The sequence below is a fragment of the Hephaestia sp. MAHUQ-44 genome, assembly GCF_023806085.1.
In the GTDB taxonomy this organism is placed as follows: Bacteria; Pseudomonadota; Alphaproteobacteria; order Sphingomonadales; family Sphingomonadaceae; genus Sphingomonas.
Map to the genome: position 1 here is coordinate 99899 of NZ_JAMSLX010000001.1, position 15577 is coordinate 115475.

Annotated in this window: 15 protein-coding genes; 11 read left to right on the plus strand and 4 right to left on the minus strand. The window is 66.9% G+C overall.

All coding sequences use genetic code 11. The features are described from left to right. Positions 1–84: 84 nt before the first annotated feature. The 3 genes from ispH (at position 85) to rnhA (ending at position 2737) form a co-directional block, all read left to right on the plus strand. Positions 85–1038, plus strand: coding sequence for a 4-hydroxy-3-methylbut-2-enyl diphosphate reductase (gene ispH / locus NFE57_RS00420; protein ID WP_252133584.1), 954 nt, complete (start codon positions 85–87; stop codon positions 1036–1038). 299 nt (positions 1039–1337) lie between these two features. Then, positions 1338–2291 carry a homoserine kinase gene (thrB, locus tag NFE57_RS00425; RefSeq protein ID WP_252133585.1) on the plus strand — a complete coding sequence of 318 codons (954 nt, stop codon included), beginning with the start codon at positions 1338–1340 and terminating at the stop codon, positions 2289–2291. Next, positions 2288–2737, plus strand: a complete 450-nt coding sequence (gene rnhA / locus NFE57_RS00430) for a ribonuclease HI (RefSeq protein ID WP_252133586.1) — start codon at positions 2288–2290, stop codon at positions 2735–2737. The genes thrB and rnhA overlap by 4 nt, the downstream gene beginning before the upstream one ends. Before the next feature lie 3 nt (positions 2738–2740). On the opposite strand, the gene NFE57_RS00435 is transcribed toward rnhA, so the two are convergent. The 3 genes from NFE57_RS00435 to NFE57_RS00445 are packed head-to-tail and all read right to left on the minus strand — an operon-like array spanning position 2741 to position 4970. Beyond that, the gene (locus NFE57_RS00435; protein WP_252133587.1) at positions 2741–2917 is read right to left on the minus strand and encodes a YegP family protein; all 177 of its coding nucleotides are present in this window, start codon (positions 2915–2917) and stop codon (positions 2741–2743) included. Between the two features lie 23 nt (positions 2918–2940). Next, the gene (locus NFE57_RS00440) at positions 2941–4026 is read right to left on the minus strand and encodes an NAD(P)/FAD-dependent oxidoreductase (protein WP_252133588.1); all 1086 of its coding nucleotides are present in this window, start codon (positions 4024–4026) and stop codon (positions 2941–2943) included. Further along, entirely contained in the window at positions 4026–4970 is a 945-nt protein-coding gene (locus tag NFE57_RS00445) for an alpha/beta fold hydrolase (protein ID WP_252133589.1), read from the minus strand. Before NFE57_RS00445 ends, NFE57_RS00440 begins: the two co-directional genes overlap by 1 nt. 49 nt (positions 4971–5019) lie before the next feature. On the opposite strand from NFE57_RS00445, the gene NFE57_RS00450 reads away from it, so the two are divergent. The 8 genes from NFE57_RS00450 (at position 5020) to NFE57_RS00485 (ending at position 12752) form a co-directional block, all read left to right on the plus strand. Then, on the plus strand, positions 5020–5496 hold the full coding sequence (locus tag NFE57_RS00450; protein ID WP_252133590.1) for an A24 family peptidase: 477 nt from the start codon (positions 5020–5022) through the stop codon (positions 5494–5496). A 41-nt stretch (positions 5497–5537) separates the two neighbouring features. After that, the gene (gene cpaB / locus NFE57_RS00455; RefSeq protein WP_252133591.1) at positions 5538–6557 is read left to right on the plus strand and encodes a Flp pilus assembly protein CpaB; all 1020 of its coding nucleotides are present in this window, start codon (positions 5538–5540) and stop codon (positions 6555–6557) included. A 1-nt stretch (position 6558) separates the two neighbouring features. After that, positions 6559–8184, plus strand: coding sequence for a type II and III secretion system protein family protein (locus NFE57_RS00460; RefSeq protein WP_252133592.1), 1626 nt, complete (start codon positions 6559–6561; stop codon positions 8182–8184). Positions 8185–8204: 20 nt separating this feature from the next. Next, entirely contained in the window at positions 8205–8837 is a 633-nt protein-coding gene (locus NFE57_RS00465) for a CpaD family pilus assembly protein (RefSeq protein ID WP_252133593.1), read from the plus strand. Further along, positions 8837–10120 carry a CpaE/TadZ family protein gene (locus tag NFE57_RS00470; RefSeq protein WP_252133594.1) on the plus strand — a complete coding sequence of 428 codons (1284 nt, stop codon included), beginning with the start codon at positions 8837–8839 and terminating at the stop codon, positions 10118–10120. The genes NFE57_RS00465 and NFE57_RS00470 overlap by 1 nt, the downstream gene beginning before the upstream one ends. A 53-nt stretch (positions 10121–10173) precedes the next feature. After that, on the plus strand, positions 10174–11148 hold the full coding sequence (locus NFE57_RS00475; RefSeq protein ID WP_252133595.1) for a type II secretion system F family protein: 975 nt from the start codon (positions 10174–10176) through the stop codon (positions 11146–11148). An 18-nt stretch (positions 11149–11166) separates the two neighbouring features. Then, positions 11167–12162 (plus strand): type II secretion system F family protein, encoded by a 996-nt coding sequence (locus NFE57_RS00480; protein WP_252133596.1) that lies wholly within the window; start codon positions 11167–11169, stop codon positions 12160–12162. Between the two features lie 101 nt (positions 12163–12263). Continuing rightward, positions 12264–12752: a helix-hairpin-helix domain-containing protein gene (locus tag NFE57_RS00485; RefSeq protein ID WP_252133597.1), complete on the plus strand. Its 489-nt coding sequence runs from the start codon at positions 12264–12266 to the stop codon at positions 12750–12752. A gap of 51 nt (positions 12753–12803) precedes the next feature. On the opposite strand, the gene ppdK is transcribed toward NFE57_RS00485, so the two are convergent. Beyond that, positions 12804–15479 (minus strand): pyruvate, phosphate dikinase, encoded by a 2676-nt coding sequence (gene ppdK / locus NFE57_RS00490; RefSeq protein ID WP_252133598.1) that lies wholly within the window; start codon positions 15477–15479, stop codon positions 12804–12806. Positions 15480–15577 lie beyond the last annotated feature (98 nt).

The window sequence follows — 15577 nt, forward strand, 5'->3', positions numbered from 1 at the left end:
CGTTCGCTTGGGGCCAACCCGGTGGGATGCTTCATAGGAAGCGGCTTTCGCGCACGCAAGCAATCGCGTAGAGGCTGGCGCGTCATGAGCGATGCCACCAAACCCGTTCTCGAACTGATGATCGCCGCCCCGCGCGGTTTCTGCGCGGGCGTCGATCGCGCGATCAGGATCGTCGAACTCGCGATCCAGAAGCACGGCGCGCCTGTCTATGTCCGCCATGAAATCGTCCACAACAAATTCGTGGTCGATCAACTCAAGGCCAAGGGCGCGGTGTTCGTCGAGGAACTCGACGAGGTGCCCGATGGCGCCCCGGTGGTGTTTTCGGCGCACGGCGTGCCCAAATCGGTGCCCGCCGACGCCGAGGCGCGCGGGCTCGACTATCTCGACGCCACCTGCCCGCTGGTCTCCAAGGTCCATCGTCAGGCCGAACGGCACGTCGCCGCCGGGCGGCACATCATCTTCATCGGCCATCGCGGCCATCCTGAAGTGATCGGAACGCTGGGCCAGGTGCCGCCGGGGTCGATGACGCTGGTCGAGACGGTCGCCGACGCCGAGGCGATCGCGCCCGCCGATCCCGGCAATCTCGCGTTCCTCACGCAAACGACGCTGTCGGTCGACGATACCGCCGAGATCGTCGCGACGCTCGAGCGCCGCTTCCCCACGATCGAGCCACCGCGCGGCGAGGACATCTGCTACGCCACCTCGAACCGGCAGGCCGCCGCCAAGGCGATCGCGGCCTCGTGCGACGCAGTGATCGTGCTCGGTGCGCCCAATTCATCCAATTCGCTGCGGCTGGTCGAGGTCGCCGAGCGGCAGGGCCGCCCCGCGATCCTGCTCCAGCGCGCCGCCGATCTCGATTTCGGCTGGCTCAAGGGCGTGCGCACGCTCGGCGTCACGGCGGGCGCGTCGGCCCCCGAACTGCTCGTGCGCGAACTCGTCGATTCGCTCGCCGAACATTATCAGGTCGTCGAACGCGAGGTCGAAACCATCCGCGAGCAAGTGTCCTTCAAGCTCCCGCGCGGGCTGGAGATCGCGTAGAATGTGATCCACTAGCGTGGATAGCGGCACCGACTCCAGCCCGGCAGGCCGTTCGCCCTGAGCTTGACGAAGGGCCGTTCTTTCTTGCGACGCCGCGACAAGGGCGACGCTGCGACAACCCCGGCTCGATTCCGGGAACAAACGGGCCGTATCGCACAAACGCTGTCCTACAAACGGCGTCGCTGGTATGAAGAGGCTGGCCCGGCGCACCGCCCGGCGATAGGGACGGCCGCTGTTGTCGTTTTCCCGGAACGTTCGGAACCTTCGGCACCGCAATTTCGATCGGCAGGGGGCAGAATTTGGCAGTCTATACGCATGTTTCCGCCGAGGTGCTGGCGGCCTTTCTGACGCGCTACGACGTCGGTGACCTGGTCTCGGTCAAGGGCATCGCCGAGGGCGTCGAGAACAGCAATTATCTGGTCGATACGACGCAGGATCGCTTCATCCTGACGCTCTACGAAAAGCGCGTCGCCGCCGCCGATCTGCCGTTCTTCATGGCGTTGCTCGATCATCTCGCCGACCGCGGCAACCCGGTGCCCCCGGCGATCCCCGATCGAACGGGCCGTGAAATCCAGGAACTCGAGGGGCGCCCGGCGTGTCTGATCAAATTCCTGCCCGGCGTCTCGGTGACGCACCCCACCCCCGCGCAGGCGCGCGCCGCCGGCGCGGCGATGGCCGATCTGCACCGCGCGCTCGCCGATTTCACGCTGGAGCGCCCCAACACGCTCGGCCCCGACGAATGGCCGCGCTTGCTCGCACGCTGCGGCGACGATCTCGATGGCATTGCGCCGGGGCTGAAAACCACCCTCGATACGGCATTGACCGATGTTCTCGGGAAATGGCCGGAAGGGCTCGCGCGCTCGGCGATCCACGCCGATCTGTTTCCCGACAACGTCCTGATGCGCGGCGACAGCGTCTCCGGGCTGATCGACTTCTATTTCGCGTGCACCGATATCCGCGCCTACGATCTCGCGGTGATGCATTCCGCCTGGGCGTTCGATCCCGATGGCGCCCCCGCCGATCCCGCGGTCGGCCGGGCACTGGTCGACGGCTATGAAAGCGTGCTGCCGCTGACCGAGGCCGAGCGCGCGGCGCTGCCGGTGCTCGCGCGCGGCGCGTGCATCCGCTTCGCGCTGACCCGTGCGTGGGATTGGCTCAACACCCCCGCCGACGCGCTCGTCACGCGCAAGGATCCGCGCGCCTATGTCCGGCGGCTCGATTGGTACGCCGCGCATCGCGGGGCGTTTGCGTGACCGAACTCACCAGGGTCGAGATCGCCACCGACGGTGCGTGCAAGGGCAATCCCGGCCCCGGCGGCTGGGGCGCGGTGATCCGTTCGGGCACGCGCGAAAAGGATCTGTCGGGTGGCGTCGCCGATACCACCAACAACCGGATGGAGCTGACCGCGGTGATCGAGGCGCTCAATGCGCTCAAGCGCCCGTGCCACGTCATCCTCTCGACCGACAGCCGCTACGTGATGGACGGCCTCACCAAATGGATCCACGGCTGGCGCCGCAACGGCTGGAAAACCGCCGCCAGAAAGCCGGTCAAGAATGCCGATCTATGGCAAGCGCTGGTTGCTGCGACCGAGCGCCATCGGATCGAATGGATATGGGTCAAGGGCCATGCCGGCCACCCCGACAACGAACGCGCCGATACGCTCGCCAGCGACGCGGCGATCGCGGCCGGGCGGCGGTGACGGTCAGCTATTGTCTTCGACAGGCGCGCCGGGGCCGTTCTTCTTGAACGAATCGATCGCGTTCTGGGCCGAACTCTTGCTCGAATAGCCTTCGGTCGAGAACATGGTCTCGCTATTGTATTTGAAACGGACGCGATACTCGCCAGCCTTGTCACGATAGATTTCGAACTTGTGCGCCATTGGGTGTCTCCCGCGGTTGTCGATCAACGAAGGCTAGCAACGAAGCGGCCGGGTGCATAGAGACCGGGATCGACCCCCGGCACATCGGGCACCCGCCCCAGCAGCAATGCGCCCGCGAGCCGGGCTGCGGCAGGTGCGGTCTGGATCCCGAACCCGCCCTGCCCCGCACACCAGAAGAACGCCGGCTGCTGCGGCGCGAAGCCATAGACCGGCCGCCGATCGGGGGCGAAGGTGCGCAGCCCCGCCCATTTGCGCTCGAGCGTATTCACGCGCCAGTCGACGACGTGCTCGAACCGGTCGATCGCGATCGCGACATCGAGTTCCTCGGGCTGCGCGTCGCACGGATCGCTCTCGATCTCGTCATGCGGGCTCAGCCACAGCCGCCCCCCTGCCTCGGGTTTGAAATAGAACGAGCCGTCGATCCCCCAGATATGCGGCAGCGCCGGTGGCGGCGCGGGATCGGTCGCAATCTGGAGCATCGTCCGGCGATAGGGGTGGAACCCGATCGGCGCGACGCCGGCGCGGATCGCCACATCATCCGCCCACGCACCCGCCGCATCGACCAGGATATCGGCCTCGTAACGCCCGCCGCGCGTCTCGATCCGCCAATGCCCATCGTGCGCCGCCGATTCGAGCGCCGCCTGCGTCGCCAGCACCGCGCCGTGGCGGCGCGCGGTCGCAAGAAACGCTGCATGCAGCCCGGCGACATCGATATAGGTGCAATTGGGTTCGTACACACCCAGATCCCAGCCGGGCCGAAGGCCGGGCACGACCTCGTGCGGGTCGCGCCGCTCGATCACGATGCCGGTGCCCTCGAACTCGGCCAAAAAGGCGTCGATCGCCGCAGCATCCTCGGCCCGCCCCACGGCGAGCGCGCCGAGCGGGTCCAGGAATCCGCCCTCGCGAAGCGCCGGGCCCGAGGCCGTGGTCAGCGGCTGGATAGACGCCCCGCCGTAGGTCTCGGACCAGAAGGCCGCCGAGCGGCCAGTGGCGTGATAGCCGGGAGCCTCCTCGGCTTCGAGCAACAGCACCGACGCATGCGGCGCTACCTCAGCCGCGAGGCTCGCACCAGCGATGCCGGCCCCCACGATCACAATATCATAGCGCATCAGGCGGGCACTCGCTCATCCAGGAAGGTATCGATCGCGCCGATCGCGCGATCGCGGATCGGATCGACCTCACGCAAAATCTCATGCGCGGACTCGCCGCCGAAACCGACGAGGGTGCAATCGGGCAGGCGTGCCGCGACGGCACGCGCCGCGACGGGGTCGACCAGCTTGTCGGCATCGGCAACGAGCATCAACGTCGGCACGTCGAGCGTCGCCAGCCGGGGGTCGGCACGCACCGCGGCGGTCGAGGCGAAGGCCTCGGCGAGCCATTGCCAGCTCGGCGGGCCGCCCGCGAGTTCGGGTTTCTGGTCCCGCCACCACAGTTCGTCGGCATAGCGATCGACATCATGCGTCAGGAGCACCTGTCGCGGCGAGGGCGAGATCGGGCGCTCGTTGGTTTTCCATGCCGCGCGCGCCGGATTGCCGAGCCACACCATCGCCCGGGCGAACCATCTGCCCCCACGCGCGCCAAGCGGGCTCTCCAGGCCCAGCATCGGCGCGATCAGCACTGCGGCGTCGGGGCGCACCGCCGCCTCGACCATCGCGCGCAGCACCAGATGCCCGCCCATCGAATGCCCCATCAACACGCGCGGCCCCGGCACCTCGGGAGCCTGGCTCGCCCAGAAGGCGCGATAATCGTCGATAAAGGTGGCAAAGCGCCGAATATGACCGACGCGCGGATCGGGCGAGAGCCGCCCCGATCCGCCCTGCCCGCGCCAGTCGAGCGAGATGATCGACCAGCCCTGCTGGTGCCAATGGGCGAACAGTTCGAGATACTTCTCGAAAATATCGCCGCGCCCGCCCTGAAAGAACAAGGTGCCGCGCGGCGTTTCCGAGTCGGCGGGCCAGTCGAACCGGCGCAGCGGCCAGCCATCGGCCGCCGTCCAGTGATCGACAATCGCGCCATCGGGAAGGTGGCGCCTGAAATCCGCTGAAGCGAGCATTTCCCTGTGGTTACTTTTTAGCAAGCCATCCCGTCTAGAGGCTTATGCAATGATTTGGGGGAATTTGTCATTGGCGCTGCTCGGCAGCCTCGCGTTGCTCCTCGTCTCGGCGGGGATCGAGGACGTGCGCACGCGCGAGATCGCCAATTGGAAGAATGCGGCGATCGCGCTTATCGCACCGCTCTGGTGGATTTCGAGCGGACTCGCTCCATGGCCCGACATGGCGATCCAGTTCGGGCTCGCAGCGGCGGTGTTCGCGGTGTTCGTGCTGATCTTCGCGGCGGGCTGGATGGGCGGCGGCGACGTCAAGCTGATCGGCGCACTCGCCTTGTGGTTCCCGCTTCAACAATTGGTGTGGCTGCTGGTGGTGATGTCGCTGGCGGGCGGCGTGATCACGCTGGCGCTGGCGATCGAGCATCGCTGGCGCCGCGCGACGACCCCGCTCGAAATTCCGTACGGCGTCGCGATCGCGGTCGCCGCGCTGCTCGCACTTCGCGAACCGCTTTTTAACCAGTTGCATGCTTAATGCCGGCTCAACCGGTTCTCGTCCGAAAGGCCTGATGCGTCATGGATGGTAGGAAAGTCTTTTTGTTGGTCGGCGCGCTGGTCGTTGCGGCGATCACCGCTTTCATGGCGCGGAGCCTGATTTCCGGCGCCGCGGCCCCGAACGCGTCCGCCGCGGTCGAAGCCGCGAAGATCGACGGCCCCGAAGTGCTCGTGGCAACGCGCGCGCTGCCGGTCGGCACGATTCTCGACGCCAGCGCGATCAAGTTTCAGCCCTGGCCGAAGGAACTGGTCGACAACGCTTATTATCTCAAGGCGTCGACCGATCTGACCGCGCTGCAAGGCACCGTCGTGCGCAACGCGATCACCGCCGGGCAGCCGGTGACGCAGGGCGCGCTGGTCAAGCCCGGCGATCGCGGCTTCCTCGCTGCGGCGCTTGGCCCCGGCATGCGCGCGGTCACCTTCCCGGTCTCCGCCAAGACGGCGGTCGCGGGCTTCGTGTTTCCAGGCGACCGGGTCGATCTGGTGCTGACACAGGACGTTGCCGGTGGCGGCGACGGCCCGCCGCTCAAGGTCTCGGAAACGGTGATGCGCAACCTGCGCGTGCTCGCGACCGACCAGCGCACCGACAATACCACCGACGAAGAAGGCAAGACCGTGGTCAAGACCTTCTCGACCGTCACCGTCGAAGCCACGCCCAAGATCGCCGAGCAGGTCGCGGTCGCGCAGACCGTCGGCGAGCTCTCGCTGTCGCTGCGCTCGATCGCCGACAACCAGACCCAGCTCGAAGAGGCGATCGCCTCGGGCGACGTCAACGTGCCCGATGGCGATCCGAAGGCCGAAAAGGCGATGCTGCTCCGAATCGCGAGCCAGCCGGTCGCCGGCGGCTCCACTTATTCGACCGGCGCCGATGTGTCGCGCTTCCAGCGCAGTTCGGTGCCCGGCAAGACGGAACAGGCGCCGCCGGCGCTCGGCGACGGTGCCACCGGCATTCCCGTCGGCAAGGCGATCATTACCGGCCCGGTCGTCCGGGTTGCACGCGGAACCGCGGTCACCGAGGTTCCGGTTGGGGGGAAGAACTGAGATGCGGATCACGTCCAAGCCGATCGGCTGGCCGCTCGCCGTGGCGCTCGCCGCGGGGATGCTCGGCACCGCCCCGGCACCATCCGCCGCGCAGACCGTGTCGGCCAGCCCGAGCGCGATCGTCCAGATCAACACCGGCCGCGGCCGGCTGGTGACGCTGCCTGCACCGATGAGCGACCTGTTCGTCGCCGATCCGGGCATCGCCGACGTCCAGGTCCGCTCGCCGACGCAGCTCTACGTCTTCGGCAAGGCGCCGGGGGAAACCACGGTCTATGCCACCACCAAGGCGGGCAAGGTCGTCTATTCCTCGACCATCCAGGTTGGCAACAACATCGATTCGGTCCAGCAGATGCTGCTGCTGGCGATGCCCGATGCGCGCGTCACCGCGACGCCGATGAACGGGCTGATGCTGTTGACCGGAACGGTCGCCGCGCCCGACGATGCGGCCGAGGCCGAACGCCTCGTCCAGGCCTTTGTCGGCGACAAGACCCAGGTGCTGAGCCGGTTGCGCACCGCGACCCCGCTTCAGGTCAATTTGCAGGTCCGCATCGCCGAGGTCAGCAAGAGCTTCATCAAGAATTTCAACGCCAATCTGTTGACGCGCGACACCACCGGCGGGTTCAGCTTCGGGATCGGTTCGGGCCGCTCGCCGGGCACGATCGGTGCGATCGACGTCTCCAAATATCCGACCATCCCCTATCCGCTTCCGGGTGGCGGGACGACGCAGGTTCCCTACGACCTGGCGACCGGCAAGATCATCAATCCGGCCAATCCCGGCACCGCTTACGATTTCTCGCGCGGCTCGCAGCAGACGATGCTCGGCTTCGCGGGCAAGCTGCTCGGGCTCGACGTGCTGTCGTCGCTCGATCTGGGTGAGACCAGCGGCCAGGTGACGACGCTCGCCAATCCCAATTTGACGGCGTTGTCGGGCGAGACCGCGACCTTCCTCGCGGGCGGCGAAATCCCGATCCCGCTCAGCCAGGGGCTGGGCACGACCTCGGTCGAATACAAGCAATATGGCGTCAGCCTTGCCTACACGCCGACGGTGTTGTCGGACGGGCGCATCTCGCTGCGTGTCCGCCCCGAAGTGTCAGAACTCGATTATGCCAACGCGGTTCAGGTCGGCGGCACGTCGGTGCCGGGGCTGACGACACGGCGTACCGAAACGACGGTCGAACTTGGCTCGGGCCAGAGCTTCGTCATCGCCGGCCTGCTCAGCAACAGCCGCGCGAACACGATCGAAAAGGCCCCGGGGCTCGGCGACGTGCCGGTGCTCGGCGCGCTGTTCCGCTCGAACGGCTGGAAGCGCAACGAAACCGAACTGGTGATCGTAATCACGCCGTATCTGGTGAAGCCGATCAACGCCAACCAGGTCGTGCTGCCCACCGACGGCTATCAGGAACCGACCGATCTCGAGCATATCCTGCTTGGCAATGTCGGTGGCGGCAAGAGCGGGGCGGAACGCCCCAAACCGACCGTCGCCGCCCCCGGTGGCGCGCCCTCGATCGGTGCGGTCGCGCCGGTTTCGCCGGGCACGCCGCCTCCGTCCGCGCCCGCCGACCGCAAGGCCGTGCTGGCCGCCGGATCGACCAAAACCGAAGCCGCGCCCGGCTTCAGCCTCAATTGATCGCGCCTGTGGAGACGATGATGTCGAAGCGTTCCCTCACTCTCGCGCTGGCCCTGCCGGCGCTGCTGCTCGCGGGTTGCGGGGGCACGGTCAACCGCGGCCTCGAATCGGTGCACCAGCCCGTCGTCACCCGCGCTGATTACGCCTTCGATCTGAGCATCGCGAACGGCCATCTGGCGACGGGTGAAGCCCGGCGGCTCGACGGTTGGCTCGCCTCGCTCAACGTCGGCTATGGCGACAGTGTCGGGATCGACGACCCCTCGCCCTATGCGACCCCGGCGCGCGACGAGATCGCACAGCAGGTCGCGCGCTACGGCCTGCTGGTCGCCGATGTGCCGGCGGTGTCGCTGCAACCGCTGACCCCGGATACGATGCGCGTCGTCGTTACCCGCATGACCGCGGCGGTGCCCGGCTGCCCCGATTTCAGCCGCCTCGGCAACCACGAATTCAGCGGCAGCCTCAGCTCCAATTTCGGCTGCGCGGTCAACAGCAACCTCGCCGCGATGGTCGCGCGGCCGCAGGATCTGGTGCGCGGCCAGCCGGGCGCGCCGTCGGTCGATCCGGCCACCGCCACCAAGGCGATCCAGACCTTCCGCACCGCCAAGCCGACCGGCGCCAACGGGCTGCAATCCGAAACCACCGGAGGCAAATGATGAACGCTCCCTGGAATCCCGCGCGCGCCGGCAATCGCGAGCCGTTCGTTGCCTTCGTCTGCGACGAAACCACCGCTGAGGCGATCCGCCCGATCGCCGCCGAGGTCGGCTGGTCGGTCGACAAGGTCAACAAGGGCGGCCTGCGCAACGCGGTGCAATCGCTGTCGGTATCGGCAAGCCCGCAGGTGCTGTTCGTCGATCTTTCCGAATCGGGCGATCCGCTCAACGACATCAACGCGCTCGCCGAAGTGTGCGAGCCGGGGACGATCGTGATCGCGGCCGGGCAGGTCAACGACGTCCGGCTCTATCGCGATCTCGTCGCCAGCGGGATTCAGGATTACCTGCTCAAGCCGCTCAGCCCGGATATGCTGCGCGAAGCCTTTGCGCACGCCCAGACGATGCTCAACGCCCCCAAGGCCGTCGAGGCCTCGGTCGAACGGCCGCATTGCGCAACCGCGGTGATCGGCGCGCGCGGCGGCGTGGGCGCCTCGACGCTCGCAACCTCGCTCGCCTGGCTGCTCAGCGAGCGCGGCAAGCGCGCCACCGCCCTGCTCGATCTCGATGTCCATTTCGGCACCGGCGCGCTCGCGCTCGATCTCGAACCGGGCCGCGGGCTGACCGACGCGATCGAAAATCCCAGCCGGATCGACGGGCTGTTCATCGAACGTGCGATGGTCAGGGCGAGCGAAAAGCTCGCCGTGCTCTCGGCAGAAGCCCCGATGAATTCGCCGGTCATCACCGACGGCTCCGCTTTCTATCAGCTTCAGGAGGAGATGCGCACGGCGTTCGAATGCACGATCGTCGATCTGCCGCGCGGCATGCTCGTCCAGCATCCGCACCTCATCAGCGAGATTCAGGTCGCGGTGGTCGTCACCGAACTGACGCTGGCGGCGGCGCGCGACACGATCCGCATCCTGTCATGGTTCAAATCGAACGCCGCGCATGTGCAGATCATCGTGGTTGCCAATCGCGTACCGCTCGCCAGCGTGCTCGAGATCAGCCGCAAGGATTTCGAAGGCTCGATTGAACGCGCGGTCGATTACGTCGTCCCCTTCGACCAGAAGACCGCCGCGCAATCGGCGAAACTGGGCAAGCCGATGGCCGAGGCCGGCAAGGGCAGCAAGACGATCGCGCCGCTAGTCAACCTCGCCGATCGCCTGATGGCCACAAGCGACGCCGGCGATGATGGCGACGACGACAAGGCCAAGACCAGGGGTACATCGCTGATCGGCAAATTCACCGATCTGAAAGCGCTGATATCAAAGCGCCGCGAAAAGAAATGACGCGCTGTCCGAATCGGGCAGGCTGAGCGGCGGACCGGAGAACGGAAACGACCATGGCGATCTTGCCGTTGATGTTGATGGCCATAGGGGCCCTTGTGGTGGTGGCGCTGGTCGCGTTCGCCTTCGCTGGCCCGTCGCCGGCCAAGGCCAGCGCACGCCGCCTCCAGCTCGTGCGCGAACGCCATTCGGGTTCGGCGGCCGCGGTGGTCGAGGCTCGACTGCGCAAGATTACCGCGGACCGCTCGACGCGCGTGGATGCCGCCGCGATGCGGCTGCTGCCGCGCCCGGCGCTGCTCAAGAAACGGCTGGCCATGACCGGCCAGAGCTGGACGCTCGGCCAATATGGCATGGTATCGCTCGGTATCACCCTGCTCGTCGGCCTCGTGCTGTGGCTCAAGGGTATGCCGCTGCTGCTCGGGCTGTTCCTCGGCGTATTCCTCGGGCTGGGCATTCCGCATTTCGTGGTCGGCAAGACGATCCAGCGCCGCGTCAACAAATTCACCGCCAAATTTCCCGACGCGATCGAACTGCTCGTGCGCGGGCTGCGGTCGGGGCTGCCGATTTCGGAAACGATGACCGTCGTCGGCAACGAGGTCGATGGCCCGGTCGGCGAGGAATTCCGCGCGGTTTCCGACAAGATGAAGATCGGCCGCACGATGGATGTCGCGCTCCAGGAAACCGCCGACCGGCTCAACACGCCCGAATTCCAGTTCTTCGTCATTTCGATCGCGATCCAGCGCGAAACCGGCGGCAACCTCGCCGAGACGCTCGCCAACCTCGCAACCGTGCTGCGCCAGCGCGGGCAGATGAAACTCAAGATCAAGGCGATGTCGTCCGAATCCAAGGCCTCGGCCTATATCGTCGGCTCGCTGCCGTTCATCGTGTTCTTCCTGATCCTGATGATCAACGGCGAATATATGCAGAACTTCTTCATCGACCCGCGGCTGATGGTCGCGGGCATCGGCGGGCTGATCTGGATGGGCATCGGTGCCTTCATCATGGCCAAGATGGTCAATTTCGAGATCTGACGGGAGACGGCGACGATTATGGCTGAAACCGGCGGACCAACCCTTCTTGGAGTCGACGTTCTGTGGGTCGCGACGCTCTTGTCGGGCGTCGCCGCCTTCGCGGTGCTGCTCGCGATCTACGCGGCCACCACCGTGCGCGATCCGATGGCGAAGCGCGTCAAGGCGCTCAACGACCGGCGCGAGCAGTTGAAGGCGGGCATCACCGCCTCGACCTCGAAGCGCCGCGCCAAGCTGGTGCGCCACAACCAGACCACCGATCGCATCCGCAGCTTCCTGTCGTCGCTCAAGGTGTTGCAGGACAGCCAGGTCAAGACCGCGCAGATCAAGCTGATGCAGGCCGGCATCCGCCGGAAGGAATATGCCGTTGCGGTGATCTTCGGCCGGCTGGTGCTGCCGATCGTGATCGGCGGCGGCATGGCGCTATGGGTCTACGGCATGGGCGGGCTCGCCGAATGGAGCGCGCTCAAGCGTTACGGCGTCGTCGCCGGCGCGTTCATCCTCGCCTACAAGGCACCCGACATCTATCTCAAGAACAAGATCACCAAGCGCACCGATGCGATCCGCAAGGGCCTGCCCGACGCGCTCGATCTGCTCGTCATCTGCGCCGAGGCGGGGCTGACGGTCGACGCCGCCTTCCACCGCGTCGCGCGCGAACTCGGGCGCGCCTATCCCGAGCTGGGTGACGAATTCACGCTGACCGCGATCGAGCTGGGGTTTCTGTCGGATCGTCGGCAGGCATTCGAAAACCTCGCCCAGCGCGTCGATCTCGATGCGGTCAAGGGCGTCGTGACGACGATGATCCAGACCGAGAAATACGGCACCCCGCTCGCCTCGGCGCTGCGCGTGCTGTCGGCTGAATTCCGCAACGAACGGATGATGCGCGCCGAGGAAAAGGCCGCCCGGCTGCCCGCGATCATGACGGTGCCGTTGATCCTGTTCATCCTGCCGACGCTGTTCGTGGTCATCCTCGGGCCGGCGGCGTGCTCGATCAAGGACGCGCTGCTCACCAATTGATGTAAGTCATTTGCGTGGCTTGCGGCGCCGGCCCGCTCCCCCGAGGGAACGCGGGCGACGCCGCATCGTTGACGCCCCGTAACCCTTGGGAGCGCTCGACGATGTTGTTCACCACGCCGACCCAATATGCCGTGCTGGCCCTGCTCTTGGTCGCGGGCTGGCTGTTCGGGCTCGCAAGCCACCCCGGCGGCCGCAAATGGCGCGACCGCTACGAGGCCGAGCGCGAAGCGCACGCCGCCTATCGCGACCAGGCCGACGCGCGGATCGACGCGCTCGAGCGGGAGAATGCCGCGCTGGGCCATGCACGCGTCGCGGTGCCCGCGGCCGCACTCCCGATGGGCGCACCGGCGCGTGGCCCATGGCTCGGCGCGGGCGACGATGACGATCTGACACGGATTCGCGGCATCGACGCGATGCTCGCCAATCGGCTGCGTGCCGCCGGAATCCGCAGCTTCGCCGATATCGAGGCGATCCCGGCCAATGCCGAGACCGCGCTCGAACGCGAAATCGGCGTCCCCGACGGCACGATCGGCGAGCAACGCTGGCGTGCGCTCGCCCGGATGCTGCGCGAAGGCAACGCCGCCGCCTGACCTGACTGCCCGCCACCCCGGCGCGCAGGCCGGGATGGCGGGCGCGAACGCTCAGCGCTTCTTCAACGCCGCCTGTGCCGCCGCGAGCCGGGCGATCGGCACACGGTAGGGCGACGCACTGACGTAATCGAGCCCCAGCGCCTCGCAGAAGTGGATCGAGGCGGGATCGCCGCCATGCTCGCCGCAGATGCCGAGCTTGATGTCGGGGCGCGTCGTGCGTCCGCGCTCGGCGGCGATCTCGATCAGTTCGCCGACGCCCTCGACATCGAGGCTGACGAACGGGTCGGTCGCATAGATGCCGCGATCGACATAAGTGGTCAGGAAGCGGCCGGCATCGTCGCGGCTGACGCCCAGCGTGGTCTGCGTCAGGTCGTTGGTGCCGAACGAGAAGAACGCGCCGACCTCGGCGATCTCGCCCGCCTTGAGCGCGGCGCGCGGCAGTTCGATCATCGTCCCGACGAGATAATCGAGGCGCCGGCCCCGCTCCGCGAACACCGCCTCGGCGGCCTTGTCGACCACCGCCTTCATCAGCTCCAGCTCGCGCCGTGTAGCGACGAGCGGCACCATCACTTCGGGCACCACCGCCCCATGAGACTCTGAGCCCGATTTCGCCGCAACGTCGCACGCCGCCTCGAAGATCGCACGCGCCTGCATCTCGTAGATTTCGGGATAGGTCACGCCCAGCCGGCACCCGCGATGCCCGAGCATCGGGTTGAACTCGTGGAGTTCGGCGGCGCGGCGCTTGAGCGTCTCGACATCGACCCCGGCCGCTGCGGCGACCTCGGCGAATTCGGATTCCTCGTGCGGCAGGAATTCGTGCAGCGGCGGATCGAGCAACCGGATCGTCACCGGCAACCCCGCCATCACCTCGAAAATCTGGGTGAAGTCGGCCCGCTGTTCGGGGAGCAATTTGTCGAGCGCGGCGCGCCGCCCCTGCTCGTCGGCGGCAAGGATCATCTGGCGCACCGCGGTGATGCGCGCGGCATCGAAGAACATATGTTCGGTGCGGCACAGCCCCACGCCTTCGGCACCGAATTCGCGCGCGGTCCGGCAATCGGCCGGGGTTTCGGCATTGGCGCGGATCTTGAGCCGGCGGACCTTGTCGGCCCACACCATCAACGTGCCGAAATCGCCCGCAAGCTCGGGCTGCACGGTCGGCACCGCGCCCGCCATCACCTCGCCGGTGGCGCCGTCGATCGTGATCGTCTCGCCTTCCTTGATCTCGCGCTGGCCGATCCGCATCACGCGGGCCTTGGCATCGATCGAGAGCGTACCCGCCCCCGATACGCACGGCCGCCCCATGCCGCGCGCCACGACGGCGGCGTGGCTGGTCATCCCGCCGCGCGCGGTCAGGATACCCTTGGCGGCATGCATTCCGTGGATGTCCTCGGGGCTGGTCTCGACCCGCACCAGGATGACCGCCTCGCCGTCATTGGCACGGCGTTCGGCGGTATCGCTGTCGAACACCGCAGCCCCCGATGCGGCACCGGGGCTCGCGGGGAGGCCCTTGGTGAGCACGTCGCGCACCGCTTGCGGGTCGAGCGTCGGGTGCAGCAACTGATCGAGCGCCGCCGGATCGACGCGCGCGACGGCCTCTTCCTCGGTGATCAGCCCCTCGGTCGCCATATCGACCGCGATCTTGAGCGCGGCCTTGGCGGTGCGCTTGCCGCTGCGCGTCTGGAGCATCCACAAGGTACCGCGCTCGACGGTGAACTCGATGTCCTGCATGTCGCGATAATGGTCTTCGAGCAACCGGAAGACCTTGGCCAGCTCGGCAAAGGTCTCGGGCATCGCCTCTTCCATCGACGCGGCCTTTGCCCCCGCCGCCGCGCGGGCGGCATGGGTCAGATATTGCGGCGTGCGGATGCCCGCGACCACATCCTCGCCCTGCGCGTTGATCAGGAATTCGCCATAATAGGCCGCTTCGCCGGTTGCCGGATCGCGCGTGAACGCAACGCCCGTCGCCGAGGTATCGCCCATATTGCCGAACACCATCGCCTGGACGTTGACCGCGGTGCCCCAATCGCCCGAAATATGGTTGAGCCGGCGATAGACCTTGGCGCGCTCGGACTGCCACGAGCCGAACACGGCACCGATCGCGCCCCACAATTGGTCGTTGACGTCCTGCGGGAAGGGCTTGCCCCATTCGCGTTCGACCACCGCTTTATATTCGGCGACGAGCCCCTTCCAGTCGTCGGCGCTCATCTCGGTATCGAGGCTGTAGCCGCGATCTTCCTTGGCGATTTCGAGCGCTTCCTCGAACGCCCCGTGATCGAGCCCGAGCACCACATCCGAATACATCTGGATGAAGCGGCGATAGCTGTCCCACGCGAACCGCTCGTCGCCCGCCTTGGCGGCGAGCCCGGCAACCGTCTGGTCGTTGAGCCCCAGATTGAGGACGGTATCCATCATCCCCGGCATCGAGACGCGCGCACCCGAGCGCACCGATACCAGCAGCGGATCGGCCGCATCGCCGAAACGCTTGCCGGTGATGCCCTCGATATGCGCGATGCCGCCCGCGACTTCGGCGCGCAGCGAATCGGGGAAGGTCTCGCCTTCCTCATAATAGCGCGTGCACATCTCGGTGGTGATGGTCAGGCCGGGCGGCACCGGCAGGCCGATTCCCGCCATTTCCGCGAGATTCGCGCCCTTGCCGCCAAGGAGATTCCTGTCCCCCGCGCCGCCATCGGAAACACCGCCGCCGAAACGGTACACATATTGCGCCATTATTTGCCTTCCCCACGGTTGTGCGCCGGCCGTTTTCGGCTCGATAGGCGCGGTCTATGCTCGTTCCGGCACGATGTCGGATAGAGCGTTGAAAACGA